Below are 26,463 nucleotides of genomic sequence, written 5' to 3'. Positions count from 1 at the left end.
GGAAGTTTAATCGGGGTACGCGTGGTGAGCGCGGCGCGCGTTTCAGGCGGCGACCTCAGCAACGTGTTGCGTCTAAGCCTTGCGGACGGACGATCGATAATCGCCAAGCGCGCACCGCTGGTGGAAGAGGAAGCCATCATGCTTGCCGCTATTCATGCAACGCAGGCCCCGGCCCCGTCGGTATTGGCAATCGAGAAGGGACTGATGCTCCTTGAGGATTTGCCTGCCTCGGGCCAGATCGCGCGCTCCTGGGCGCAGCTGGCCGAAGTCCTCGATCACCTTCACCGACCCACTCGGCAGCAATATGGCTGGGACAGGGATCATGGTTTCGGGCCCGTCGCCATCCCCAACGGCAGAACTGACAATTGGGTCGAATTCTGGGCGGAGACGCGCCTGCGCTGCCATCTCCCCCATATCGAGCCACATCTGGCGCATAGGGTCAGTCAGCTCGCCGACCGCCTGGCTGACCATATTCCAACTGGGCCGCAGGTTGCGCTGCTCCATGGAGATCTCTGGGGCGGCAATATCCTTATAGAGAAGGATCGGGTCTCGGGGCTGATCGATCCGGCTTGCTACTATGGTGATCGCGAGGTCGACCTCGCGATGCTCAGCCTGTTCGACCAACCTCCTGCGGCATTTTACGACGCCTGCGGGCTTGATCAGGGATGGCAGGAGAGACAGCCGGTCTACCGACTATGGCCGCTGCTGGTCCATGTTCGGCTCTTCGGGGGCACCTACCATCAGCAGGCGGGCGCCTGTCTCGATTTGCTGGGCTTTTAAAAGAGAGCAATCTATTCGGGCTTAGCCGAGAGAATGATACGCGCAGAACGGAGATAATGGGCAAGTTCGGCATCGTTCGCCATGAGCCGGTCGGCGAGATCCTTCATGTCGGCCGCATCGCAATCAGGACGGAACGGCCCGTCAGGCTGCTGTTCAATCACAGCTATGCTCAGACACCGCGCCTTCTTTACCAGATGAAGGTCGCGATCAGTGATCTGTGCCATTGCCGGTGCGCCCAATGAGTCCGCGCTGCGTTATGCGCCGGAACGATCAGTATCGCCGCTGACAAGGGCCGATGAATAACATTCCTGCTCAAGCAAGCGTCTCAGGATCCTGAGTTGCGAATGCCGTCCCTATGCTGCGATAGGCTCGGGCTATTTCACTATCTTCGCTAGCGGACATGAGCGCGATTGCGGCTGTAAAGAGCCGCGCTGCCGTCAAGGCAGGCCCGCCAGAGAGTGAAATCTCCAGCTGTTCGAGCATCCTTGCAGCGGCATGGGCAAGATTGGGCGAGGCGCCGACAAAATGTTCGATCCGTCCCGATAGACGGTTCACTCGCGGGGCTGAAAGCTCATCGGATAGTTCCGGACAGTCCAGCGCTTCGATCAGCAGGACGGCGACGGTCAGCGTGGCGCCATAGGGAATGAAACGCCTGGCGACTCGGGCCAGCCGCAAATGGCATTCGAGGAACGCATCGGTGCCCTCATCCGATAGATGCAGCCGGTAGGTCCGCGATTTGGCGGTCGCCATCGATAGCCTCCCTTGGTTCGCAAAATCCGCATCTCTCCTGACGACCAAATTCGGCTTTGAAGCTGCTCCGCGCGAAAAAAGCGGCACTGAAATGCCGATTTCGGCACTTCAGTGCCGCTTTGGGCACCTCAGTGCCCTCTCTATTGCGACGTACCCCGCTTGCGATCATCGCTTGGGGCACCCGATCGGAGGCCGAGAACCCGCTCGAAGAGAGCGAGCCGCCCCGGCTCAGAAAGGACCGCAAGGCCAGGCCGCTCATGCGCCTGGCAACAGGGAGAATTATCCAATGTCGGCATCACGCCTGGCCATCGTGGCCGGATTACTCACGCTCGCGCTCCCTCCGGGCAACGCGCTGGCGGCCCGGAAGGGACGCCCCATGGAGCCTCCGCAAGCTCCGCTGAAGCTGGAGATTGCCCAGATTGGCGCTGATTTCTTCATTGGTGGGCCACGCACCATGAAGGCTGCCGAAGTGACCGTCGATGTCGGAAGCACGGTGAAGATCGATCAGCGACTCCTCTTGGGAGAAAGCCACACAAACGCCGGAGCCGGTCAATGACCCGACATCTCAAGCGATCGTCTGTGATTGCAGCGGCTCTGATGCTTGGCAGCGCAGCACCAGCATCCAGCCAGACGCCAGTTGAACCGGACCTGTCTGAGCTCGTACGATCCGCAGAAGCCCAATTGCACCAGAGCTTTGCCAATCTTCAGTTCGAGGATTTTGCGCCATCTCCCGTCCATGGCCCGCTTTTCCAGGCCAGCGCCGGCGGCCGCATCCTCTATTACGCGCCGGAAAGCGATCATCTCCTCTTCGCGACCATCTACGACAAGAATGGCGTCAATCTGACGGCCCTGTCCCAGGACGCCGCGGCCCGAGCCAGGCTCAAGGATCTTGATCAAAGCCAAGCGCTCCTGATCGGTCCGCAGGGCGCACCACTGGTCATCGAGTTCACCGATCCGGACTGCCCCTATTGCCGCGCGCTCGATCGCTTCTGGGCGGCCAAGGCAGCCGAAGGCAGACCCGTGCGCCGCCAAATCTACTTTGTGTCCGGTATCCATCCCGAAGCTGCGTCAAAAGCCGAGCATATTTTGTGCGCAAAGGACCGCGAAGCAGCGTTCCGCGCGACCTATGCCGGTGAACCGCCAAAGCCCCTCAACCGTTGCGCAGATGGCGCCGCCCAGGTTCAGGCCCATGCACAGGCGGTCAAATCCATGGGGATTTCGGGCACCCCGACGCTCATCCTCGACGGGCAGGTCATATCGGGCTTCAGCCAAGCCGAGATCGAAGCCTGGCTCGCCAGACAGCGGCCGCCAGCCCAGCCACCGCCCTGATCCTAATTCTGGCGGGCCTCAAGGCTGCATGGCAGCCCAAGGCGTCAAGATGCCGACGACGGCGCCCGATCTTCGAGGAGCCACCCAGCCTGTCGTCGGCCGACAGCGAACACCCAGTCGGTGCCGGCAGGCATGTCTTGGGGCGGCTCCTCTTGTCCGGAGACTTACACATGATCAAGCTTGCAAATATGCCGCGCCTGCGCCGTCCGTCTTTTGGCAAGGCCGATGTCGTGGGAACGTTCGTCGCCGCCCTCGCCCTCGCATCGGCCGCCCACGCTTTCCAGGCGCCGACAGCAGGCGACCTTGGCTACGACATTTACGATATCGTCGTGAACCAGGGCGTGAAGGGACCGCTGGGCTTTGTGGGCGGTGTCGCCGCCTTCCTGTTCGGCGTCTCGCGGCTCTTTTCGAATATCATGATCGGCATTCCCACGATCGTGGCCGCCGTCTGCCTTATCCGGGCGGACTCCATCCTCCAGACCTTCGGCATGATCGTCTGAAGACAGGCTCAACAGACCAGCGCGGGGACCTATCGACCCCGCGCCGGACGGAGAGCGAACCGCGCTCTTCGTAACCCTCACATCTGTTCAGATGTGGGTGAAGCAAGGGAGAAGGGCGTGGACGAGAGACTTCCACAATTTCTGCACAAGCCGGTCCAGATCCTCTGGTTCGACGCGCAGGAGTTCATCCTCGTGGTCTCTACCATCTTCGTCGCCGTCATCGTCGGCGGGCTGGTGGGCTGGTCGCTCCTCGGCGTCCTTCTCCTTTTCATACCCTGGAAGCGGACGAAGCCCCGCGGCTTCATTCCGCATCTGGCCTGGCGCTGGGGGCTGCTGCGCCTTCCCCACTATCCCGGGCCGACCCAGACCCGCTTTTGCGAGTGAGGCACCCCATGTTTCGTCAGAAATCGCCCCAAGAGGCTGCCGACCCGCTGCTTGGCAAACCGGCAAGCTTTGGCATCCACCGCTACCTCCAGGGATCGTCCAACCTGTTCGAAGAGAACAGGCTGCTCAAATTCTCGATTGTCGGTCTGTTCGGCATAACCGCAGTGCTGGGCATGGCGCTCTACTCGACGTCCCAGAACCAGCGCACGATCGTCATTCCCTTCGGTGCAAGCGGCGATCTCTATGTGACCGGCGGCAAGCCTTCCTCGGCCTATCTGCGCGCCATGACGCGCAACATCGTCGCGCTGTCGGGCACCTATTCTGCGCTCTCTGCAGACCGGCAGTTCCAGGAGCTGCTCAGCATCGTGCACCCGACCGCCTATAATGGCCTACGGGACGGCCTCAACAGCGTCCTCGATGAGCTCGCCAACAATCCCACGCTCTCGATCGCCACCTATATCCGGCCCGATCAGCCAGTCACCTGGACCGATCGCCAGATCATCGTGCCCGTCGAGAAGGTCCGCGTCATTGGCGGCGTCATCCGCAAATTCCGGGGAAACCTGCGCATCCGATACATGATCGACGCGGGGCGCTTCTGGATCCTGTCCCTCACCGAGGAGAAATTCGATGCCGAACTTCGGTAACCGAGCGCGCGCGCCTCGCGCCGCCCTGACCCTTTTGCCTCTCATCGCCGTGGCGTCGCCGGGACGCGCGCAAACGGTCCAGGCACTGCCCGATCAGACCAGTATGATCCGGCTCTCGAACCGGGACGTCAATCATCTCGTCTGTCAGGGCGGCGAGATCGAGGATGTCAAATTCTCCGCCGAGAAGGGGCTCGCGGTCGAGAAAGGCGGCGGCGACGCCTGGGTCAAATTCCTCGTCCGCGAAAGCGACGATGGCGGCCAGATCACGCGCAGCTATGTGACGACGCCGTCCGAGTTCTTCGTCACCTGCAACGGGGCGATCTACCCGCTCTACGCCGAACCTTCCGAAATCCCGGCCCAGACGATCACGCTGGTCCCCGGTCCCCGGCAGCGCGCCCGCGCCAATGAGGATCTGCTCGCCCCGCTCGCCGAGGAAGATCGCGCCGTTTCGATCACCCTATCCCTTTTGCAGGATCGGGTGCCGGCCAGCTTCACCGAGGTGGCAACCGCCAGCCGACAAATCACCCTCCCCGCCGCGCCCACGCTCCGCATCACTGAACGGCGCCGCGTCACCATCGAGGGCGCAGGCGTCAACGCATCGGAATATCGGGTCGAAGCCACAAGCGACCTGGAGGTCGACGAGCGCATCTTCCTTGATGCAGCGCTCGGCGCCCGGATCTTCAGCGCGACGCTCGACCGGCTGTCGCTGCGTACCGGGGAGACCGCCCGGCTCATCATCTTGCGTCGGGGAGACGGGCTATGAGCGATGAGCGACAGGATATGCCCCAAAGCCCAGACGCGCCCGGTTCGCCCGCGCAGGGCAGCGGCGCCAGGGGCCACTCGCGGCCGGCCCGGCCATCCTCGGCCACCACCGAAAGGGACAACAGCGTCCTCCAGCTGCGCGGCCCGGCCCTTCTCGATCTGAAAGCGCGCTGGGCAGCGCTCAGCCCCTATCAGCAATTGCGCGCACGCCAGGCCGCCATCGCCGTGCTGGTCGCCCTGTTCGGCTATGGTCTTTATTCCGCATCCCACAGCGCGGAGGAGACCACGCCCCAGGCGCCTGCGGCATCCAAGCTCGACATGGGCGCTGGTCTACGCGGCGACAGCCTTGAAACGAAGGTGCGCGGCGATCTCAAGAAGATCCTCGATGGGCAGAACCTGCTCGGCGACCGGGTCACGGCGATCGAGGAGGGCCGGATTGGAACCGGAGGATCGATGCCAGGCGACGCAGCTGACGGCGACCTCCCCAATGCCATGCCGGGCGATATCCCGGCTTTTCCGCCTAGCCCCACGCTAAGCGAACTTGAACGTGCCGAGGGCAGCCTGCCTGCGCCACCGATGCCGAGCGCGCCGGCCGCTCCGCCTGCGCCGCCGGTCGAGCGCCAGGTGGGCGCGATCGGCGCCGCGACGAGCGCAATCGTCGCGGAAGGATCGGCTGCTCCAAACGGCGCTAAAAAAAAGACCAGGACGATCTATTTGCCGCCTGGTTTCATGAAGGCGCGCCTTTTGACCGGGATCGACGCGCTCGCCAGCCGGGACGCGACGAGCAATCCGGAGCCCCTGATCGCCCGCGTCCAGGCGCCCGCCGTGCTGCCCAATGACGTGAAGGCCAATTTGGCCGGTTGTTTTGTCATCGGCAACGCGACGGGGAGCCTCGCCAAGGAGCGGGTCGAGGTCCAGCTCATCTCGCTCTCCTGCGTGGACTTTGACGAGCGCTCAGTCATCGACCAGCCGATCAAGGGCTTCTTTGTCGATAGCGATGGCAAGAAGGGACTGTCGGGCAAGGTCGTCACCCGCGCCGGCGCTGCGCTTGCCCGCAGCTTCATTGCCGGCACCATCGCCGGGGTCAGCCAGAGTGTCGAGAATACGTTCGGCAACACCTCCACCTCAGCGCTCGGCACCGTCCGGTCCCTTGACGCGGGCGATGCACTCAAGACCGGTGTCGCTGGCGGCCTGTCCAAATCCTCCGACAAGCTCACCGACTTCTATCTCGATCTCGCGCGCCAGGCCGGCCCCATCGTCGAGGTCGGCGCTGCCAAGGATGTGGTGGTCGTGATCCAGGAGGGCCTGGCTCTGGAAATCAAACCCACCACGGCCACCAAATTCTGATGCCCGCTTGCCAACTTTAGGGAGAGTATCCCATGCCAAACCAGCACTCTTGCGTGACGACACGACTTTCCGGCGCCGCTCTGCTTCTCCTTCTTGGCATCTTGCCCGGCTGCACCACGCTTGGCTCGGCCATGTCGCCTTATCCTGAAAAGTTCAGCTGCAAGAACAACGATCATGGACAGTGCATCCATCCCGAGAAGGCCTATGCTGACGCCGTGGCTGGCCGGTCATCAAAATCCGATCCCAGGGTCACGAACAGCGGCAAGGTCGCCCGAAGTTCCGGGACCACCGACAAGCGGAGAACCGGCAGCAATATCGCCGCAGATAGCTATGGCGGCTACCGCAGCAGCGTCTATCGCGAACTTCAGGGCCTGGTCGAGGCGCCGGTCACGCCGATGCTTAGGCCCGGCCGAACGGTCCGCACGCTGATCCTGCCTTATGCCGATCGCGAGCGACCCGACCGGCTCTATATGCCGCGCTACGTCTATTCGATCCTCGACAAGCCGCAGTGGGTGGTCGGCGATTATCTCGTCAATATGACCGAGCCGGCCGCGCGCGCGCCGATCCTTGAACAGACCAAGGCCAGGCCCACGCTGCCCGATAGCGATATCCCGGCGCCGCCACAGGATCAGGCACAGGAGCAGGATCAATGAGGGGGCTTGGAACGCGCCATGGCGGCGGCATGACCTATGAGCGCTTGCGGCAAAGCGTCTCGCGCGACGCTTATTCAGACTTCTTGCCCATGGTGAGCTGGGTCGAGGAAGAGGAAGCCTTCCTCACGATCGATGATGGCTGGGGACAGGCCTGGGAGTTGGTGCCATCGGCCTATCTCTTTGCCCATGTTCATCAGGCGTTGCTCGGCCTTCTCAACATCCAGTTCGGCACCGGCACGGTGGTGCAGCTCCACTGCTTTGCCGATCCGCTGATCGATCAGGCGCTCGACGCCTATCTCGATCTTAAATCCCGGTCCGATCCGCTCGTCCAGGCGTCGGCCCGGCGCACGGCACAATATCTGCGCGACGGCACCGAAGGACTTCCAGCCCTTCATGGCATTCCCGTCCGCAACTTCCGCGTGCTGCTCGCAATCAAATCGAGGAAACCTCTTGGGCCTGACCTGCGCCGCCAGATCGAGGAGCAGCTCTCCAAACTCGGGATCGTCCGCATGGCGCCCGAAGCGCTGGTGAGCTTCTATCGCCGCATCTTCAACGGCGCCTTCGATCCCGCGCCCGGCGTCTTCGCCACAGGCAGTGCTGACCACCCCGCGCGCCCGGTCCGCAAGCAGATCATCGATGCAGGCCCGGACCTGCTCTTCGATGGCCCGGAGCTTTATTTCGGCAATCAGGTGGCTCGCTGCCTGACACCTAAATCGCCCGCGCGCCGCGTGACGGCGGAGCGCTGCAATCGTCTTCTGGGTGGCATGCGCGGCGCGGCGGAGGATAGCGACCAGATCGGCGGCCCATTCCTCTATACGCTCAACATCCTGTTCGATCATTCGGCCTTCGAAATCCACAAGCGCGCGCAAATCCTTTCCGCGCAAAAGGCCGCCGGCAGCTTTGCCGTCGAGGTCGGAAAGCAGATCGAGGAAATTGGCTGGGTGCTCGATGAAGCGGGCAACAGCCGCTTCGTCTCGGTCATCCCCACCGTGTGGGTCTTCGGCCGCGACAGCGCACAGGCCCGCGAAATGGCCGCGCGCGCCAAGCGCCTTTGGGAGAGCGAACCGCTGCCCTGGATGATGCAGGAGGAGAGCTATCTCAATCCCATCCTGCTGCCGATGAGCCTTCCCTTCGGCTTCTACCCTGAGCGCCGGACGTTGCGCATGCTGGAGCGCGATCTTCCGATGCCGGCCAAGGCGGCCGCATTGCTGGCGCCAGTCCAGACCGACTTTCGCGGCGGCGGACGCCCTGCCCTTCTCTATGTCGGGCGCAAGGGCCAGCTCATCACGCTCGATCTCTTCGACCCGCGCATTAACAATTATAATTTCATCGTCTCGGCCGAGAGCGGCGCGGGCAAGAGCTTCCTCCTCAACCATCTTTGCCTGCAATATTTCGCCCAGGGCGCGCTCATCCGCATCATCGATATCGGCGGCAGCTACCGAAAGCTCTGCACGCTCTGCTCGGGCCGCTACATCGACATTGGAGAGGAGGCGCTAGTCCTCAACCCCTTCGACATGGGCTTTGCGCTCGATGGCGATGATCGCCAGTCCGCCATCTCCATGGCGGTCGCGATCGTCGCGGAAATGGCCAATGCCGCGACCCGCAAGGGCGTGACGACCTCGGAATGGAACCTCCTCAAGTCCGCCGTCCAGTGGACGATCGACAGCGGGCGCGCGGAATCCGGCATCGACGCAGTACGGGACTGGCTCGGCGCCTATCCAGCAGATGCCATAAGCGATCTCGACAAGGTCGACCATCTCGTCCCCGTTGCGCGCGAACTCGCCTTCAACCTGCGCGATTTCGGCAGTTCGGGCGCCTACGGCCATTTCTTCAACGGGCCCTCGACCTTCGACATCTCTGCCGACGAATTTGTCGTGCTGGAGCTCGAACGTTTGAAGGCCATGCCGGACCTCTTCAACGTCATCGTGATGGTGGTGGTGAATGCGGTCAGCCAGGAACTCTACCTCTCGGCCCGCGACCGGCCTCGCTTTGTCCTGTGCGATGAAGCCGCCCAGTTCATGACCCGGACCGACGGCCAGGACCTCTCCCGCCTCGCCGAAGTGTTCGGCCAGGGCTATAGGCGCGCGCGCAAATATCAGGGGAGCTTCGGGGTCGTCCTCCAGTCGATGAACGATCTGCTGCTTTTCGGCGGTACGGGGCAGGTGATCCTCGAAAATGCCGCCACCCGCTTACTGCTTCAGGGTTCCACCTATGAACGCGCGGTCGAGAACAAGATCCTCGATTATTCGGGCTTCGTTCTCGATCTCCTGAAGTCGGTCCGGAACAACAAGCCGCATTATTCCGAGGTCTTTATCGACTCGCCGCTCGGCCTCGGCATTGCTCGCCTCGTAGTCGATCCTTTCTCCTACTGGATCAACACCTCGGCGCCGCAGGAAGTGGCAGCCTTCGAAGCGCGCCTGCGCGCCGGGCTCTCGCCGCTCGAAGCGGTCTGCGATCTCGCCGGCGTCGATCCTGCGGAACTGCTCGGTTCGCAAAGATCCCGCCCGTCGCAGGAGCAGTCATGATGCGAAATTCTCCCGCCTCGCCCCCGCACGCCAGACCTGCGGGCACGCAGCTGGACCTCGACCTTGATCCGACGATCGAAGCGCTCATCGAGGCGCGGGCCGCGAGCCTCGCCCAACATCAGGCGCTGTTCTGGCGCTTCCGGCTCGTGACGATCGAAACGATGATGATGGGGGCGCTCATCCTCTGCGCCGGGCTCGCCCTGCACCAGCCGGCTGCCATGGTGCTGCGCGCCGCGATCATGGTGTCTGCCGGCTGCTTTGCGAGCGGCATGCTGCTCATCGGCCTTACCGGCGCTTTCGATCGTGGGCTTGATCATTTCACCCGTTGGAGGCGCGGCCAATGAGCGGCATCCTCTCCTCCTCACCCGCCCATGGTCCGATCCGCCTGCTCGTCGGCACACATCTTCTCTTGCTGATCCAGACGGTGCTGGTGCTCCAGGCATCGGATCCGCTGCCGACATCCCTTCGCCTGTTCCTCTGCGTGACGGGCGTGCTCGGCCTCGCAGCGCTGATCGTTGCCGTACGCGGCGAGCGGCAGAACGAGGGCAGACCATGGTGGGCAAAGCGCCATGACCGCTGAACTCGGCTTCCCGGATCGTGCGCGCCACGCGCTTCTCGGCGCGCTCATGCTGGGCCTCGCCTGCCATCAGGCGCAGGGCGCGACCTCGACCATTGGCCGCACCTGGCCGATCGCTGAGCCCGACGCGATGAGCGAAATCGAGACACGGGTCGCCAATGCGCCTGACATGGCACCAAAGTTCGGCCCGCGCGCCAACTGGTCGGCGCTCAAGGCTGCGTCGCTTGGAACGACGCCTGCCGATCGAACGCGGACCATCATTCCCTTTTACACGGTCGATGAAGATATTCGTCTGCCTGACGGCCGCATTCTTTACCCTAAGGGCTTCACCTTCAATCCCCTCGACTATGTGTCGCTCCCCCAGCGCCTCGTCATTGTTCATCCGAGCGATCTCGCCTGGGCGCTCAAGGCAGCGCGCTTTACCGATTTCATACTATTAACCGCTGGCGATGCGCTGGATCTCTCCGAGCGCACCGGCCGCCCGCTCTTCATGCTGGAGGAGCGGGTGAAGGAAAGACTTGGTCTTACTGTCGCGCCGGTCATCGTCGCGCAGGAGGGAAAGAAGCTCGTCCTTCGCGAATATGCGCCTGAGCGTCCCGCAGATCGGAGCGCCCGGCCATGAACCGCACAAACCTTCTCCGCGCCGCCGCCCTATCCTTTGCGCTCGTCCTCGGCTCTGCCGGCACACCGGCCCAGGCGTCCAAATGCGAAGCCGGAACCATCTTCAATCCGCTGACCAAGGTGCGCTGGAACTGCATCTTCCCCATCACCATCGGCGGGGTTCGGGTCGGAAGTTTCGACAAGCTCGACAAGGAACTGGACGCTCAGTCGGCTTCCAAGCCGCTGTGCGCCTGTCGCAAGGGCGCGACCTTCTGGTTCGGCGTGAAGGTGAGCTTCTGGTCGCCCAACCGCATGATCGATGTCGTGACCGAGCCCGGCTGCATGATGGCGCTGGGCGCAGATCTCCTGCCAACCGGCGGCAAGCTCCAGGGCAGTCAGTCGTCGATCGCCGATGGCACAAACAGCCAGAAAATGTTCGCGCAGATGCATTATTACATCTCGCCGGTCTGGAAGATGCTCGACATGTTCACCGACCTGCCCTGCATCGAGGACGACGGGTTCGATGTGGCGATGATCACCGAAGTGCTGCCGACCTGGCAGTCGGGGACGCTGGGCGCCATCATCCAGCCCGAGGGCATTCTCTTCGGCAACCCCGCAGCCGGCCTTGCCTGCATGGCCGACAGCGCAGCGGCAGCCGCCGGCAAAGTGCTCGATCCGCTTTTCTGGTGCATGGGTAGCTGGGGCGCCACCTATCCGGTCGCGGGTGATATCCATTTTGGCGACAGCGTCGAGGCCTGGGCAGGGCTTGCCGCGCGCGGGACTTATCTGATGGGCCGTCTTGGCGCGCTCACTATCAGTTCAGCTGACGGCTGCTCCTTCAAGGCGCAGCCGATCTGGACCAAGAGCCGCTACAAGCTCCAGATCATGGAGCCGGTCAAAGGCGGCAAATGCGTCAATATCGGCCGCCCTGGCGCGCTCTGGTCGAGCGGCAAACATGCGCCCGGCAAGGACAATGCCCAGTTCATGTCCTTTGAAAAGGTGATCTGCTGCGCGGGAGTATCCACCCCGTGAGCCAGATACCTCCCCCATCCCCCGTAGCGATCAACGCGCATTTAGGATGGTCTGCCCGCCCAGGCCATGCCGGCACGTTCGATCGCGGCGAGGGCGGAGCGACGCCGTTCTTCCACAGCGTCGCTCCAACCCCCATTTCCCTCGCGCGCCCGATAACCGCCAGATCGGGCCCAAGCGTGGGAAAGGTTAGCACGGTCGGTGAGCCCCCTGCTCGGATCGGGTGCCCCCCCTCTCTAGCGCCTGATCCGATATCGGCCGTGCTGACCACCTTTAAAAGGCCGTGCCTGCGCCCGCGTGAAAGCCAGCGGACAGGCCTTTCGTCTGCCCCCTGCGGAAATTTCCAGTTCGCCCGGAGGCTTCCGATGAAGAGCATTATCCTCATCTTCATGGGCAGCGTGGTGCTCGTGTCGCAAGGTGCCCAAGCGCAGGATATGGAGGCCCGCGCGCGCGCCGCGGCGGCTGCATCGCGGACGAAGTCGAGCGACAGCGACGCGATCACCAGCAATTACCTCAACCCGGGGCTGGCCGGCGAGGCGATCAGTACCGTCGACAGCAGCCGAAGCTTCACCGCCAACCTCGCCTGCCAAAAGAGCGCCACGATGCTCGAGCTGCTGGTCCAGCCCGGCGCGACCGGCGACATCACCCATTTGAGCATAGCGCGCGACAGTGATCTCGACGGCAGCTTCGATCAAAATCTGACCCTTCCCGCCCCGGTCTCGGGCATCTGTGCCAACGGCATCGTCTCCTGCGATTCTGGAAGTTGGAACAACTGCACCCCCTTCAAATGGGATGTAGAGTCGTCCGGCAATCTCAAGCTCAGCCAAGTCCCGTTGACAGACCTCTCCGCCTGCTATTGCGTCAATGCGAGCTGCGGCAGCAATCTGGTGCTTGGCAACCTCAATTCAGTGCTCAAGGATCTGGGCGGCGGCATCATCGGCGCGCTCACCACGGCTGATCCCCGGATCGGGGTAGCGCAGGCAAGCATCGAAGGGCCTGTCATCCGCTATGTCGGCGCCCAGACGACGGCCTGTAGCGCAGTCCCTTCGTTATTTTCCACCAGCTATCGGGCCGATTCAACCGCGATCAGCGGGGACGCCAGTGCGAGCGCGCAAGGCAGCAGCGTCTTCCAGGCGCTGGCCGGTTCGGCGTCAGCGACCGGCAAGGCCGAAGTCACCCGCAGCTGCTCGATCGATCGGGAGATCAGCGTCAAACCCTGGGATTTTGACGACATATTGGGTGTTGCCGGAGCGGTGACCTCCGTCATCCCCTGCGGCACCGGCTGCCGCCGCTATCAGATCCGAGGTTCCGGCACTTGCGGCAGCGTCCCGCCCATTCATACAGCCACCTTCGACCCGATCGCACCTGCACGCATCGTCTCCGCCCGCATTGTTGAAATGGGCGCGGACGATTGGGTCCAGGCGCGGGTCAACGGCCAGATCGTCGGCTACGCCGGAAAGCGCCCCTGGACGGGTGAGGCCCTGCCATCTGGTGACTGCCGGATCAGCGGCGATGCCTATTATAATCGCACCGCGATCGACATCACGCCCCAGCTGCGCGCCGGCGCCATGACGGTCGGCGCTCGCGTGCGAGCCGGCGGCGATGGCAATTGGGGCTATGTCACGGTCGAGGTCCAGGTCGACACGTCGTGCGAAGTCTCTGAACGGCTGGTCGATCTTTGCGCGGGCTATACGCAGGACGCGGCGTGCAGGCTCGACAGCGAGAACGTCGATGGTGTCACGACATTCTCCAACGGCGTGAATACCGGTCTCAAACCCCTCGCCCAGACCCGTTTGTTCGGCACTGGCAATTGCACATTCCAGTATAGCCGCGACTTTTTCGAGCGGGACCGCCGCTATAAATGCCTGATTGATAGCGGTGAGCTCAGCGCGCCCGATCTGTCGCGCAGCGCCTATATCATCGACCATTCGACCCAAACCCTGCTCGCTGATCGCACCCTCTCGAGCGACGGGTCCCTCTCGACCTCAACGCGGGCATTTTCCCTGCCCGATCGCGGGACGGTTCCGGCCTGCGAGCCGATCTGCAAGACCCGTGCGCCCAGGGCTAACAGCGACGTCGCGATCTCGGGCGTGGTCGGGGCTAGCCAAAATGATCCGGCTGGCTGGAACAGCTTCTATCATAGCTGCACCGCGGACAATGTCTGCCCCTTGGGCGACGGCGAGGAACTGGTCACCGCCTGCGGCTGCCTTGATGATTTTCCTGAAGCCGCCGTCATGATGCAGACCGTGCGCCTCGCTGGCTCCGACCTTGCCTGCAGAGCGGGAACGCCATGAGACAGCGGATCATATTCGGACTGCTGAGCGCCGCACTCATGGCGATAACCGTTTCCGGGCCTGCATGGGCTTTCCAGCTCTGCGCGGCGGATCTGAACGGCAATGGCGATGCGGCTGACGAAGGCGAGATGGCGAGCTGCGTCGCCATGGCCGGCGGTGCCACGCAATGCCCGATCCAGCAGACAGCCTGCGTGGCCGACGCCGCAGGCGCCTATAGGTGCCCGCTCGGGGACGATCATCAATGCCTCGTTCCTGCAGCAGGCGGAACGCCGACCTGCTCGCCGGTCGCCTGCATCGACACCGCGCTCTATCCGGTCGAGGATGAGCTTCTGGTCGACGATACAGGTCCGGACAATGACGGCCCGGTCGACGCCGACGGCAATTGTCTTGGCACGATCGAGATATTCGGCGGCCGGGCGCTGCGCTGCCGTCCGCCAGGCGCCAGCGTCACATTCCAGAATTGCTGCAAGGACCGGGACAAGATCGTGAAAGACGGCATGGGCGGTTCTATCAGCTCCATCACCACCAAGATCGCGATCGCCAAGGGCGTGTTCACCGGCGCCAAGGCGGCCTACCTCGCCTTCAAGGCAGGCGCGACGGCGGGACAGGCGGCCAGTGCCGGCGCTAACGCCATCATCGTCGGCCTAGACCCCACCTCGATCGCGATCAGCCTGGCCATCAACTTCATGATGGAGGTGCTGCTCCAGGGCTGCGACCAGCAGGATATGGAAACCGGCATGCTGCGTGGTTCAGGCATGTGCCACGAGGTCGGCACCTATTGCTCCTCGTCAATGCTTGGCGTCTGCATTCAGAAGGCGCGCGGCCATTGCTGCTTCAACACGAAGCTTGGCCGCATCATCCAGGAGCAGGGCCGCCCGCAGCTCAGCGCCTTCAACGCCATGGGCTGGGGAACACCCAAGCAGCCCTATTGTCGGGGCTTTACCGCTGAAGAATTCCAGGCGCTCGATTTCAGCCGAATGGATCTCTCGCAATATTATGAGGAGATCGAGGCGCGCGCCCAGTCCGACATCCGACAAGATATGGAGGAGAAGGTCGATGCCTATCTGCGCACCGTCAATCCCTGACAGCCATATGGCCCCGCTCATGCTTGCGCTCGCGCTTATCGGCGTCGCGCCAGGGCAGGCCCGGGAGGCCCAATCGGCAGACGAAGGGACGTCTGCCATGGAGCGGCTTCGCGAAGCCAAGGCCAGCGCACCTTCAGCGGCGCACGCCGGGCCTGACGCCATCCCTACCCCCTCTCCGGCTCTCAAACGACGTGCGTTTGAGGCCATGCGGAAACGGCAGGTCGATCCGCGGATGGAGGCGCAGGCGCGCGCGGCGCAAATCGAGGCAGCCAGTGCACTTGCCGCGGAGCAACAGGCCATGAGTGCCCGGCTTCATCAGACGTTGGGCATGGCACCGCCCGATGGCGCTCCGAGCCCAGAACCCGCCGCTTCAAGTACACCGGCCAAGGCCTGGGTGCCGCTGCTGTTCGCGTCCTCATCGATGCCGATCGAGACGTTATGGACCTATGCCGGACAGCTCGAGCGGGTCGGCGGGGTCATCGCCTTTCGCGGAGTGCCCGGAGGTCTCACCAAGATCGGCCCGATGGCCGAACTGACGGCACGAATGCTGCGCGTCGATCCGGGCTGCGAAGGCCCTGCCTGCACGATGCGGGGCGTCCAGGTGGTGATCGATCCGATCCTCTTCCGCCAGCATGGCATCGCCCGCGTGCCGGCCCTCGCCATGGTGCCGGGCGACCCGACCCAACCCTATTGCGAGCGAGAAGACGAGACCGCGCCTCGCGCGGCCCATCTCGTGCTCGGCGACGCAGCGCTTTCTGGCTTGCTGAATGAATATGCCCGCCTCGGCGGCAAGGAGGAGGTGCGCGATGCTTCGGCTCGTCTGGCTGGCCGCTAGCCGACTTTTTCACGGTTTAAAAATGCTTCCGCGCGAAGCCGCGCTGGCGCTGGGCGGCCCGGTCGGCGATCAGAAGGTGCATCCCAGGCGCTTCTGGCTGGCGCTGGGTATCACTGTCCCGCTGGCAACGATCACCTGGCAGGCGATCCCAGCCGTGATCATCGTGATGAGCCCTTCGATCGACGCCTGGGCCGTGCGCACCGTGCCGGGAGCAATCCGCAAGGGTGACCTTGTCATGTTCGCGCTGTCCCATCCGATCGCCGGTCCCCGCCCCGTCAGCATCACCAAGCGGGCGATGTGCATGCCGGGCGAGCGCCTGCGCGAGGTCGAGCGCCATTCCGTCTTTGATGGCCGGGTCACCAACAGCAGCTATTATTGCGGCGACGTACTTCTCGGGATCAGCCGCCCGATGGGCCGCAATGGCCAGCGCCTCGATCATCTACGCTGGGGTGACCATGTCATTCCCGCAGGCTTCGTCTATGTTGGTTCCGATCATCCTGAGGGCTTTGACAGCCGCTATTTCGGACCAGTGAGGATCGAACGCCTGACCCGCATGGAGCGGGTGCTGTGAGGCGGTGCGTCGCCGCTGCCGCGATGGCACTGGCGGCCACTGCGCCATCGGGAGCCGCTGAGCCCAACCGCAGCGCCAAACTCGGCTATTGGTGGTACGCGCCCACGCCTGCGGAACCCAGCGAACCAGACGCGGACCAGCCGCCTCCAGCGCCTGTCATCCCGCCGATGACCGAGCTCGCCAAATGGAGCCCGCCCCGGATCGCCAAGCTCATTGCTGAACAGCGCGACTATGCCGCCACGGTGCTGACGGTCGATGCCGTCGCAGATTTCTGGCGATTGCAGGACTTTGCGAGGCGCAAGGCCCGCGCCTTTGCCGGTGTCACCCAACTCGCCATGCTCACCCACCCGGAACTGAGCGCCCGCTCCGCCTATCCGGTGGTGGGTCACGCGCGCGACGCCATGGGCGCGCACAAGGACGCCACCCGCCGTGCCTATCTCCGGTCCAAGGGGGGCGAGTTCGCGCTCATCATGTTCTCACGGGCCAGCTGTGGCTATTGCCGCGTCCAATGGCCGATCCTCCAGCGCTTCCAGGAGGAGATGGGCTGGCAGGTCAGCAGCCAGGATCTTGATCGCAAACCTGAGCTGTCCAGCCGCTTCGGCGTCGAGGTCACGCCCACGACCATGGTGATCCGCCGCGGCTCGGCCCAGCGCATGGTGATCGCCAATGGCGTGGAGGCCTATCCCAACATCATCCAGACCGCCTATCAGGCCGTAAAACTGCTCTCCGGCGACATTCGTCCCGAGCAATTCCTGACCGGCGCGGGCGAAGAGAATGGCTTCTTCGACGCGCTCGCCAATGGTCCGGTTGCGGCCAGTGACCCGGCCGTCAGCCAGGGCGCCCAGCCGTGAGATCGGCGGACATGTTCTTCGCGGTTGCGGTGACGGCGGGCACTACCACAATGAGTATCGCGGCACCGCCGAACCGAGCAGAAGCCGCGCGCGGCGCGGTCCATCCGGTCAGCACCGAGCTGGAGATGAAAAGCTGGCTCGATCGCGTTCCGCACACCAGCATCTATCCGCCCGACTTTGAGGCGACCCTGCAAGGCCAGGGTTCGGCCTATGTGATCGAAATGAGCACGGCGCCCGGCTGCCTCCCCTGCGGCGATCTGTGGACCAAGCTTGGGGCGATGAAGGCCCGCTATGGTTGGACCATCCGGACCATCACGACCCAGGAAGCGATAATCCGTTCAGGCCGACTTGGCCTCCCCTGGATCGGCCATCCAGTTGCATGGGTCCGGCCCCTGGCCGACCCCAATCGCATCATACCCGTGGCCATTGGCACGGACCATGCGGTCAACATCAGCCGCAACCTTTATCTTGCGGCGAAAATGCAGACGGGCGTGCGCGTGGGCGTCGCCGTTCGCGCCATGTCGAAATTCACCGGGATCGTGTCCTGGCCGCAGCGCGCCAGACCGCACGAACAATGATCACACCCGCCATCCTAGCTTTGCGCGGCGCCCCGCAATATCTGCGCGGCTTCTCGCAACGACATGACCATGATGTCCTGAGACAAAGGATAAGCTTCAGTACCGGCATAAATCACTGTGCGGCGAGCCGGCTTCAGGTCTTCGCAAGCATGGTGAAAGCCTCGTTCCAGCTTGGGCGAGAGGCTGCGCTTGATTTCATAAACCCAGATTGCTCCGCCTGGCATCGTGATTACCAGATCGATTTCAGCGCCTGCCGCTGTTCGATAGAAATTGGCTCTGCTTCCATCCGGCGCAGCCGCGATCAGGCCTTCTATGACAAAGCCCTCCCAGCTACCGCCTGCCACAGGATGGCCAAGCAAGGCTTCTTCATTGTCTATCCCAAGCAGGGCATGAACGAGCCCGCTGTCCCGGACGTAAATGCGCGGGGACTTGACCAGCCGCTTTGCACTGTTGCCGTGCCAGGGCTCGAGCCGGCGGACCAGCAGCAAATCCACCAGAAGATCCAGGTAATTTGCGATAGTTTTGGAGTCGAGGCCAAGGCCGCGGGCGAAATCCGATGCATTGAGAAGGCCCGACTGGTGATGCGCCAGCATGGTCCAGAAACGGCGCAGCGTTTCTGCAGCGATCCTTGGCCCCAACATGGGAACGTCACGTTCAAGATAAGTGCGAATGAAATCCTGCCGCCACCGCAAGGAGGCGCGGTCATTCGACGCAAGGAAGCTGTCGGGAAAGCCTCCGCGCACCCACAAATTGTTGAGTTCCTGATCGCCTACTTCGAGCGCGTTCAAAGGCCCCATCTCCAGATAGCTGACGCGCCCTGCAAGACTTTCGCCCGACTGCGCGAGCAAATCGATCGACGCCGATCCAAGAAGAAGAAACTGCCCGGTGCGTCGGCCTGCTCGCCGTCCCTTATCGATGAGGCCTCGCAAAATCTGGAAAAGTCCCGGGAGCCTGTGCACCTCATCGAGAATGACGAGCTTGTCCTGGTGGGCGGACAAATAAAGTTCCGGATCCGTCAGCCTTGCCTGATCTGCATCGGACTCAAGATCGAGGTAGATCGATGGCATCGCTTCCCCGATGTCCAAAGCGAGCGTGGTTTTCCCCACCTGGCGCGGACCAAGAAGCGCGACCGCCGGCGCTTCCTCCAGACGGGACATCAGTTCCGCAGCAACATATCTCGTAATCATCCATGTATTATTGGATCAGAATTCCAAATTTGCAAGGTTATATCATTTTCATCACGGATCCGTTCGCCCTTCTAGCCGTAGCAGGAGTTCGCATGACATATTCCTCGCGCCTTCCGATGGTGGCCGCCAGCCTGCTGTCGGCCTGCACCTGTAGCGCTCCGGCTTATGCTCAGAGCTGGGCGGAGCATTGGTTCGACAATGTCACCTATACCAGCCCCGGCAGCTTCGAGGATCAGACGCGCGGCTATGTCACCGCCGGCGGCATGTCGGGCCGCATCGACGTCCATAACGACTATCTGATGAGCCTGACGCTGCCCAAGGTAAAGGCAGGCTGCGGCGGCATCGACATGTTTCTTGGCGGCATGTCCTTTCTCGATCCCGACTATCTCGTCGAGAAGCTCGAAACTATTCTTCAGGCAGCGCCTGCCGTCGCCTTCCAATATCTTCTCGAAACGCTCGATGAGAAGATGGGAAACATCATTTCAAAGATGGAGGCGGCCACCAATTACCTGAACTCAATTCAAGTGAATGATTGCCGCCTCGCCAACCGCATGGTCCAGATCGCCAAGGGCGACGACAATATGTCCGGCATCATCGAGGAGATGACCGGCTACAAATCGGTCAAGGAGGGTTATGCCAAAAGCTATCAGCAAAGTCGCGAGAAAATCCAGTCGAATGGCAATAATCCGACCGAGGATCTGCGCGATGCGCTCGCCAACTGCCCGGCTGAGGTGACGGAGATATTCAGGACCGGATCGCTCCTCTCTCACGCCGCAAACCGGGTCGGCGCGGCGGACTGGGCCGCCGTCATGCGCGCGCGGGTGGGCGACGTCTATATGCGCTGGGATGCGACCGACAAGGTGCCGCTTTTCTCTGCCATTCCGGCCTGCGCCGGCCAAGATAGCGAATCCTCCGACGACTTCCTGAGCGGCCGCGTCATGCGGCGTGCGCTGGGCATCCCTGCCACCAGCGCCGACTGCACGCGCGACGGAGCCAAGGGCGCGCTTACCCTTACGCGGGAACGCATGACAGCGATCGCCGAGAAAATCCGGACACGCGCCGCGCTGACGGCCGAAGAACGGCAGTTTGTCGCCAACGTCCGGACCCTCCCTGTCTATCGCATGTTGGAGTGGGGCGTCCGCCAGGATGTGGTGGACTCCGTAATTGCCGATACCGACGAACTGGTAGCGCTGACCCTTGCCTATCAGATGCTGAATGACCTCACCCGAAGCATCGATTTCGCGCTGACCAATGCGGAGCGCGGCACCAATGCGGCGGGCGCGGCGGACAGCAGCAACGCCAATATCTGCCAAACCCGGATCCTCACTAAGGGGATAGAGCAGCTTCGCGATCTGCGCGAAGAAGTGCTGCGGCAGCGCTCGCAGATGCGCCAATCCTATATGGCAGCCCTTGAGGCGGCCCACCTCTCGACCAACTATGCCGGTCTGGTCCGTCAGCGCGACCGGGACGCCCGCGACGCCGCCGGCACCGCCACAAACCGCAATCGCTAAAGGGGAGCCTTTCCCATGCGCCTTGTCGTTCGCCTCTGTGCGATCCTGACCAGTCTTGCCATCGCTGAGCCGGCCCTTGCTCTGGAAGCGAGTTTCCACAGCTATGATGGCTTTGCCGAGACGGTAAATGCTTTCCGCCTCGTTTCGATGATCTTTGCCGACCCGCGCTACGAGACGCTGGTGCTGATCGTGGCGGTGGTCGGCATGGCGCTGGGCGCTGTCCTCGCCATGGTCCGCGGCACGGGCATGGGTCTTGTCGCGTTCGGCTTCCAGATGCTGGTGGGGATCGGCCTCTTCGTCGGCCTGGTCGCAACCACCGGCACGGTCCATGTCTATGACCGCGTCCGTAACGCTTACCAGCCGGTGGGAGACGTTCCCAACCTCATCGTGTTGGTTGCCGGCGTCACCAACATGATGGAACGGGCGCTGGCCGAGACGATCGACGACAATACGCTCGATCCTCATGCCAAGCTCGAGTTCGGCGCGGGCGGCCATGCCTTCGATCTGTTCCTGAACGCCGTCTCGCCGCGCGGCCCCATGACCGACAGCTTCCTCGATGCAACGGTCAAGGACTATGTCCGCCAATGCTACCCAGTTGCGCGCGTGTCGCCGGCCTATGGCGTTGACGATGACCAGCTCTTCCGCGCCAGCACCGCCCTCCCTACCGCCTTTGCTGCCATGGCCGGGCCATCGACGTTCAGCACTGTCTTCACAGCCTCGGACAAGGGCGGCACGACGGTCAGCTGTCAGGAGGCCTGGGAGCATATCGCCGATCGCCTGTCCGATCCCGCCATCTTCGAAAGCTATTCGGCGCAGGTCTGCGCCCGCACCGGCTACGATATTGCAAAGGCGGATCAACTCGCGCGCTGCCGCAGCAATCTGGGCGAAATGGGCGACATGATGATGGGCACCCCGCTCACCGCCCAGGCCTTCCTCACCAACATCCTGCTTGGGCATAGCGTGGGCGATGTTCTCTTCGAGGACAGCCCGGCGACGGCCTCGCGCGTGATGGCCAACCGGGCCGTCCTATCGAGCGGGCTTGCGACCCTGTCGACCGCGAATGAATGGTTCCCGACGATCCGCGCTGTCGTCTTCGGGATCATGCTCTTCATGGTGCCGGTCGCGCTTCTCTTCATCCTCACACCGATCAATCTGCGGGTCGCGAGCTTTGCGCTCGGGCTCTTCGTCTTCGTAGCGCTGTGGGGCGTAATCGATGCCGGCATTTACCAGCTGACCCTTGGACGGGCCACCGCGACGCTGGCCGAAATGCGGGCCAATCATCTTGCCGCCAACGCCTGGATGCTCGCCCCTTCCTCCGCCATGAAAGCGCTCGCCATATTCGGCAGCTTCCGCACCGCAGGTGCCGGGCTCGCAGGCGCCTTCGTGTTCACGGTCTTCCGCTTCTCGGGCAATGTCTTCTCGTCCTTCACCGGCGGATCGCTGGGCGTCACGGCGCAGGCATCCTCCGCGGCGGCGACGGTCTCGACATCGGAAGGCTACGCTTCCGCACTCGAAGCCCAGGCGTCTGCCGCCGGCACGGGCACTCGCCGCGCCGCCGCTTCCTCATTCGGGGATTTCGGCGCGCGGTCCAGCTTTGGCGCCACGCGCGCCTTCGGCGCCGCCGGCGCCGTCGAAGGCGCGCATGGGGGCGTTGCTGGCCAAGCAGCGCTGGGTCTTGGCGGGATCGACGCCGGCCGCGAGCTTGGGGGCCTCGCCCCCGCCCTTGCCGGCCGGGATCTCACCGATCCATCGGTCAGGGGAGCGGTCCAGGCGGCAGCCGCCACGGGCGCCATCCACAATTTCGCGGAAAAGAACGCGCTCCGAAAACTGGGCACCGGCTATTTCGGCGCAGGTCAAGCCGGCGAAAAGGCGTTTGCTTCGTTCACCCAGAACCTCGTCCAGTGGCGCGCCTTTGGCGACACCCGCGCCTATAACATGATGATGCAGGGTGCGAGCCGGCATTTCGAGCGGGCGGGCGATTCCTCTGAAGATGCGGCGCTCAAGGCCAGCGGCTTGATAGCACAAGCGCATGCCGATCCGATCTTCGCCAAGCTCATCGCCAATAGCTTCTCCCAAGAGCAGATGCTCCGGAACGAGCTAACCGGCGCGCAAACGCAGGTGGGCACAATGGAAGGCCGCCGCGACTATGCCGGCGACGAGGTTTCCGCCGTCGAGCGAGGCAATGTCGCGACCGAACAAGCAAGGCGAACCGGCGGAAATGACGGCCAGCGGTTCGCAGCGCGGATGCTTGGCCTGCCGGTGGATGAAATGAACCGCCGCATTTCCTTCATCAACGCCCTCTCCGGCGAAGCGCGCTCATCCGCCATATCCCAACTCTCCCGCACAACTGGACGCAGCGAAGCGCAGGTCATGCATGCCCTTGAAACCTACCGGGCCGCGAGTGAGGTCGGCACCGCCGACGGCGCAACCGCAGAGGCCGCCCGGCAGGGCACGAGCATCTACGGGCGTACCCGCGAGGCCGCCGGTTATGATTTTGCCGAACGCTCAGGCAAGCTCGATGCGCAACGCGAGGTCGGGCAAGATGGCACGCGCGGTGCAGCCCGGATAGGCGAACAGCGCCGACAGTCCGAGAATTTTGGCTTTGCAGAAGGCGCAGCCGCAGCTGGAATGTCGACCAGAGAGGCTGCGCGTCTCGATAGCTTCATCCGGGCTCTGTCCGACGGGGCAGGAAACCAGGTCGACATGGCCGAGGGCGCCGCAGACGGCGTGGCTGACCGCGCACGCAATTCCAGGATGACCAGCATCGTCGACAAGGAACGCCTGTCCCGCGTGCAATCGTTGCTCAAGGACAAAGGCGTTGAGATGACCAAGCGGCAGATTGCCATGGATCAAAATGGCGATTTCAGCCTCAACCTGACACCTGCGACAGCGGCCCAGATGTGGAAGGCTGGACTTCTCAATGAGAGCCAACTTGGTGCTGTCGCCAATGGCGGCCACGCCCGCTTCAGCCTCGCGCATAATGACCTTCTCGTCTCCAGTAGCGCGGGGTTCGAGAGATCGGCGAGAAACGACACAAGCACGCGGTTCGAAGCCGGAAAACAGGCTGGACCTGACACAATCGAACATTTCATGGGCGGGGGTGAGGAGGGTAAAGCAGCGATGGCCGATTGGCTCCGCGGCGGATTTGAGATGGACCGTAAAGGCAACTGGCGCCTCAAACCCCAGGTCGCAGATACTCTTCAGCGGGATGTGCAGGCGATCATGGTTCAGACTGGATGGGAACGAACGATCGCACGTTCCGCACAGGACCAAGCTGGCGTCTCAATCTCCGTCAGCGGAGAAGTTTCAGGTGGATCGGGCTCTGGTGCACCTGCACGATCGAAGGGCAACCAACGCGGGATTGCCTTCGGCCGCGCAGGCGGCTCACTGGGTGTGTTGAGCCAAGAAAGCGGAATGACTAACGAAACGGCTACCGCACAGCTGAGCATCGTCAACTATGACGTCCGGCAGGCACTCGCGAATGCCGAACAGGCGGCCGCTCGTTCGGCTAAACCAGCAGAAGCCTTCTCAACCCGCCTCGCCAACGAGATACTTGGTACAACGGGTCTGAGAAATCGATATCTTGGCGATGCTGATAGCGGGCGGGGCGTGGTCGACCTGACAGCACCAATAACATCGATGGAACAAACTACGATACTGAGAAATGGTCGGCTATCAACAGACTTGAAAGCAGGTCCATTTGACGGTGATCCCAGTTTTAAAAAGGGTGCCGATTGATGTATCCTGGGTTTAACGGGTTGAGAGGATTTCCAACCCATGAAGCCCCCGACGCTGGATCGAGCGGATCGAACTCGCGCAGCATTCCTGAAGGACCGTAGCGCTTACGTCTGCGTTCGAAATATTCGTCCCCCTCCTCATCTCGATCGGAACTTTCAGATGCAAGCCAAACCCTCTAGAAGCCCAAAGATAGAATGAGCGCCACCATCGGCGGAAAGAAAAGGACGTGAGCGAACCCGGCCGCTACCGAGGAATAGAATTCGGCCGCTGCTTCCAGTTTCTCCGGCATGTGCTCAATGGCCAGACGACGATCCACTATAGGCAGCTTCACGCGCCACGATGTCGTCAATGGTCGAAAGAGCCGTCATCGGATTAGGCGTCAGCGGGATCGGGGCAAGAGCATCGGCCTTCGCTTCAGCGCGCGTCCCCATGCCCAGCGGCAGCCGGTTCAGTTGGTGCCTTATGCACCTAACTGTACCGATATCGAAATGGTGGCGCAGAGGTCCGGAGGGGGGCGGTACAATGCACCTACCCCTTCACTGTGGCGATATGCCCGCGGTGGATGCGTCCGGTCGTAATTACCCCCTATTCGCCATGCCCGTCGCCCAGGTTGCGTCGCGGCGCGTGACGCAACTGCAAGGCACCAGCGTCATGAAGACACCTTACCCGCCACAGGGGGCACCCAATCGTGGGGGGAAGCTGCAGCCGCCCGAAAATTCGGGCCGTTGCGATAGACCTACAAACCCTAATAGGGTGTCTCCAAATCTGCACAGCCCCCCGCACGATCTCCGCCGACGAATTTCGTCGCTGCCATGGGCAAGCCACCGCCGTGATGGAGGTGCATCACCATATGGTGACGGTGGCCCTTGGCGTCTCGTATAGAACCGGCGTAAAATTGCGCCCGTTAAGCCGAACGAACTGCCGCGAAAATGTGCGGTAGTTGGGTGGCGCGTGCCTTGTTCGGCAATTTCCGAAAAACGCTATCAGAGGGGACCGACGAAACTGACGAAACCCCATGTCACGCGCTGAGACATGGGCCGGATTTTCGGCCGATGCTCATAAAGGTTGGGATCGCCGATGTTATGGGTGACGCGGGCCGGGCTTTATGCCGGCTACTGACAGGGGGATGGCAAGGAGAAGGGGTGAACTTGCGAGTGAAATTCGTGTCAAGTCTCGCTTGACATTCAGTTCAACCAGTGTCATGTATCACTTGACACATGGACATCGAGAGTATCACCCATAAGGCCCTGCGCCGCTTCGCCGAAACCGGCAAGGCCAAAGGTCTTATGGAGCATGAGCGCATCGCTGACATGCTCGCATTCATTGCTGCGGCCAGCGGTCTAGATGAGCTTTCGGTTCCGCCGAACTTTGGCTTCCATCCCTTGATCGGGGATCGGAAAGGCACGTTCGCAATGACCGTCACGAAGAACTGGCGAATGACATTCACGATGGTTGACGAGAAGACGATCGGCGACCTCAACTTGGAGGATTATCACTGATGGCTATCAAGCTTCATCACTCGATCAGCGTCCATCCAGGGCCTTGGCTGAAGCGCCAGATGGTTGAACCCTATGGCGTGACCGTCAAGGAACTTGCCGGGCACTTCGGGGTGTCCAGGCAGGCCCTGAGCGGCCTTCTCAATGGTCATGCGAACCTGTCTGCCGAGATGGCGATCAGGTTCGAGAAGGCGTTTGGGGTAAAGGCTGATACGCTTCTGCGCATGCAGGCGGCCTATGATATCGCCCAGGCGCGCGAGCATGAGGACGAGATAAAGGTAGGGCGCCTGGAAATGGCCGCCTGAGCCCACCCACCGAATCTTAACCACGATTGCCTATCCCCTAGAGGCTGTTATGAACCGGCGGCGATGGCAGCAGCTTGCTTCATCATGATGCAAGCGAACGCGACGACATGCAGTCCGGCGAGTGTTTGGGCG

27 protein-coding genes are annotated in these 26,463 nt (G+C 62.7%); 24 read left to right on the top strand and 3 right to left on the bottom strand.

Translation table 11 applies throughout. The features are described 5' to 3' along the window. Positions 1-24 precede the first annotated feature (24 nt). Positions 25-780 (top strand): fructosamine kinase family protein, encoded by a 756-nt coding sequence (locus JQK15_RS24355; protein ID WP_353047267.1) that lies wholly within the window; start codon positions 25-27, stop codon positions 778-780. A gap of 11 nt (positions 781-791) precedes the next feature. Here the strand turns inward: JQK15_RS24355 and JQK15_RS24350 are convergent, their stop codons facing one another. Together JQK15_RS24350 and JQK15_RS24345 are read right to left on the bottom strand one after the other, a co-directional pair. After that, positions 792-1,004: a hypothetical protein gene (locus JQK15_RS24350; RefSeq protein WP_214868807.1), complete on the bottom strand. Its 213-nt coding sequence runs from the start codon at positions 1,002-1,004 to the stop codon at positions 792-794. Positions 1,005-1,092: 88 nt separating this feature from the next. Continuing rightward, entirely contained in the window at positions 1,093-1,530 is a 438-nt protein-coding gene (locus JQK15_RS24345) for a hypothetical protein (RefSeq protein ID WP_214868806.1), read from the bottom strand. Positions 1,531-1,816: 286 nt separating this feature from the next. On the opposite strand from JQK15_RS24345, the gene JQK15_RS24340 reads away from it, so the two are divergent. The 19 genes from JQK15_RS24340 (at position 1,817) to JQK15_RS24250 (ending at position 18,094) form a co-directional block, all read left to right on the top strand. Further along, positions 1,817-2,086, top strand: a complete 270-nt coding sequence (locus JQK15_RS24340; RefSeq protein WP_214868805.1) for a hypothetical protein — start codon at positions 1,817-1,819, stop codon at positions 2,084-2,086. After that, on the top strand, positions 2,083-2,859 hold the full coding sequence (locus tag JQK15_RS24335; protein WP_214868804.1) for a DsbC family protein: 777 nt from the start codon (positions 2,083-2,085) through the stop codon (positions 2,857-2,859). Before JQK15_RS24340 ends, JQK15_RS24335 begins: the two co-directional genes overlap by 4 nt. Positions 2,860-3,029: 170 nt before the next feature. Beyond that, the gene (locus tag JQK15_RS24330; protein WP_251008016.1) at positions 3,030-3,359 is read left to right on the top strand and encodes a hypothetical protein; all 330 of its coding nucleotides are present in this window, start codon (positions 3,030-3,032) and stop codon (positions 3,357-3,359) included. Between the two features lie 117 nt (positions 3,360-3,476). Continuing rightward, positions 3,477-3,743, top strand: a complete 267-nt coding sequence (locus JQK15_RS24325) for a type IV conjugative transfer system protein TraL (protein WP_037520688.1) — start codon at positions 3,477-3,479, stop codon at positions 3,741-3,743. 8 nt (positions 3,744-3,751) lie between these two features. Next, on the top strand, positions 3,752-4,387 hold the full coding sequence (locus tag JQK15_RS24320; protein WP_214868803.1) for a TraE/TraK family type IV conjugative transfer system protein: 636 nt from the start codon (positions 3,752-3,754) through the stop codon (positions 4,385-4,387). After that, positions 4,371-5,150 carry a type-F conjugative transfer system secretin TraK gene (locus JQK15_RS24315; protein ID WP_214868802.1) on the top strand — a complete coding sequence of 260 codons (780 nt, stop codon included), beginning with the start codon at positions 4,371-4,373 and terminating at the stop codon, positions 5,148-5,150. The genes JQK15_RS24320 and JQK15_RS24315 overlap by 17 nt, the downstream gene beginning before the upstream one ends. Continuing rightward, complete coding sequence (locus tag JQK15_RS24310) at positions 5,147-6,496, top strand: TraB/VirB10 family protein (RefSeq protein WP_502956879.1); 1,350 nt, start codon at positions 5,147-5,149, stop codon at positions 6,494-6,496. The genes JQK15_RS24315 and JQK15_RS24310 overlap by 4 nt, the downstream gene beginning before the upstream one ends. A gap of 32 nt (positions 6,497-6,528) precedes the next feature. Further along, positions 6,529-7,149: a TraV family lipoprotein gene (locus tag JQK15_RS24305; protein ID WP_214868801.1), complete on the top strand. Its 621-nt coding sequence runs from the start codon at positions 6,529-6,531 to the stop codon at positions 7,147-7,149. After that, positions 7,146-9,674, top strand: a complete 2,529-nt coding sequence (locus tag JQK15_RS24300) for a TraC family protein (protein ID WP_214868799.1) — start codon at positions 7,146-7,148, stop codon at positions 9,672-9,674. The genes JQK15_RS24305 and JQK15_RS24300 overlap by 4 nt, the downstream gene beginning before the upstream one ends. Next, positions 9,671-10,018 (top strand): hypothetical protein, encoded by a 348-nt coding sequence (locus tag JQK15_RS24295; RefSeq protein WP_353047266.1) that lies wholly within the window; start codon positions 9,671-9,673, stop codon positions 10,016-10,018. Before JQK15_RS24300 ends, JQK15_RS24295 begins: the two co-directional genes overlap by 4 nt. After that, on the top strand, positions 10,015-10,254 hold the full coding sequence (locus tag JQK15_RS24290; protein ID WP_214868797.1) for a hypothetical protein: 240 nt from the start codon (positions 10,015-10,017) through the stop codon (positions 10,252-10,254). The genes JQK15_RS24295 and JQK15_RS24290 overlap by 4 nt, the downstream gene beginning before the upstream one ends. A gap of 46 nt (positions 10,255-10,300) precedes the next feature. Then, on the top strand, positions 10,301-10,873 hold the full coding sequence (locus JQK15_RS24285; RefSeq protein ID WP_251008020.1) for a conjugal transfer protein TraW: 573 nt from the start codon (positions 10,301-10,303) through the stop codon (positions 10,871-10,873). After that, positions 10,870-11,883 (top strand): TraU family protein, encoded by a 1,014-nt coding sequence (locus JQK15_RS24280; RefSeq protein ID WP_214868794.1) that lies wholly within the window; start codon positions 10,870-10,872, stop codon positions 11,881-11,883. The genes JQK15_RS24285 and JQK15_RS24280 overlap by 4 nt, the downstream gene beginning before the upstream one ends. Before the next feature lie 362 nt (positions 11,884-12,245). After that, the gene (locus JQK15_RS24275; RefSeq protein WP_214868792.1) at positions 12,246-14,174 is read left to right on the top strand and encodes a hypothetical protein; all 1,929 of its coding nucleotides are present in this window, start codon (positions 12,246-12,248) and stop codon (positions 14,172-14,174) included. Further along, positions 14,171-15,259, top strand: coding sequence for a conjugal transfer protein TraN (gene traN / locus JQK15_RS24270; protein ID WP_214868790.1), 1,089 nt, complete (start codon positions 14,171-14,173; stop codon positions 15,257-15,259). Before JQK15_RS24275 ends, traN begins: the two co-directional genes overlap by 4 nt. 19 nt (positions 15,260-15,278) lie before the next feature. Then, positions 15,279-16,094, top strand: a complete 816-nt coding sequence (locus JQK15_RS24265; protein ID WP_251008015.1) for a type-F conjugative transfer system pilin assembly protein TrbC — start codon at positions 15,279-15,281, stop codon at positions 16,092-16,094. A 22-nt stretch (positions 16,095-16,116) separates the two neighbouring features. Beyond that, complete coding sequence (locus JQK15_RS24260; RefSeq protein WP_251008014.1) at positions 16,117-16,665, top strand: S26 family signal peptidase; 549 nt, start codon at positions 16,117-16,119, stop codon at positions 16,663-16,665. 23 nt (positions 16,666-16,688) lie between these two features. Further along, positions 16,689-17,516, top strand: a complete 828-nt coding sequence (locus JQK15_RS24255) for a conjugal transfer protein TraF (RefSeq protein WP_214868842.1) — start codon at positions 16,689-16,691, stop codon at positions 17,514-17,516. Positions 17,517-17,566: 50 nt separating this feature from the next. After that, a complete protein-coding gene (locus JQK15_RS24250; RefSeq protein ID WP_214868840.1) occupies positions 17,567-18,094 on the top strand; it encodes a hypothetical protein in 528 nt (175 codons plus the stop codon). Positions 18,095-18,108: 14 nt separating this feature from the next. On the opposite strand, the gene JQK15_RS24245 is transcribed toward JQK15_RS24250, so the two are convergent. Further along, a complete protein-coding gene (locus JQK15_RS24245) occupies positions 18,109-19,251 on the bottom strand; it encodes an ATP-binding protein (RefSeq protein WP_251008013.1) in 1,143 nt (380 codons plus the stop codon). 146 nt (positions 19,252-19,397) lie between these two features. On the opposite strand from JQK15_RS24245, the gene JQK15_RS24240 reads away from it, so the two are divergent. From JQK15_RS24240 to JQK15_RS24225, 4 genes are all read left to right on the top strand, one after another. Beyond that, a complete protein-coding gene (locus JQK15_RS24240; RefSeq protein WP_502956880.1) occupies positions 19,398-20,792 on the top strand; it encodes a conjugal transfer protein TraH in 1,395 nt (464 codons plus the stop codon). A 15-nt stretch (positions 20,793-20,807) separates the two neighbouring features. Further along, positions 20,808-24,530, top strand: coding sequence for a conjugal transfer protein TraG N-terminal domain-containing protein (locus tag JQK15_RS24235; RefSeq protein ID WP_214868782.1), 3,723 nt, complete (start codon positions 20,808-20,810; stop codon positions 24,528-24,530). Positions 24,531-25,747: 1,217 nt separating this feature from the next. After that, positions 25,748-26,029, top strand: coding sequence for a type II toxin-antitoxin system RelE/ParE family toxin (locus JQK15_RS24230; protein WP_214868780.1), 282 nt, complete (start codon positions 25,748-25,750; stop codon positions 26,027-26,029). Continuing rightward, a complete protein-coding gene (locus JQK15_RS24225; RefSeq protein WP_214868778.1) occupies positions 26,029-26,331 on the top strand; it encodes a HigA family addiction module antitoxin in 303 nt (100 codons plus the stop codon). The genes JQK15_RS24230 and JQK15_RS24225 overlap by 1 nt, the downstream gene beginning before the upstream one ends. Positions 26,332-26,463: the final 132 nt, after the last annotated feature.

The sequence above is a fragment of the Sphingobium sp. BHU LFT2 genome, from assembly GCF_018604485.1.
Taxonomy (GTDB): Bacteria; Pseudomonadota; Alphaproteobacteria; order Sphingomonadales; family Sphingomonadaceae; genus Sphingobium; species Sphingobium yanoikuyae_A.
This window is presented reverse-complemented; position numbering and strand designations above follow the sequence as displayed.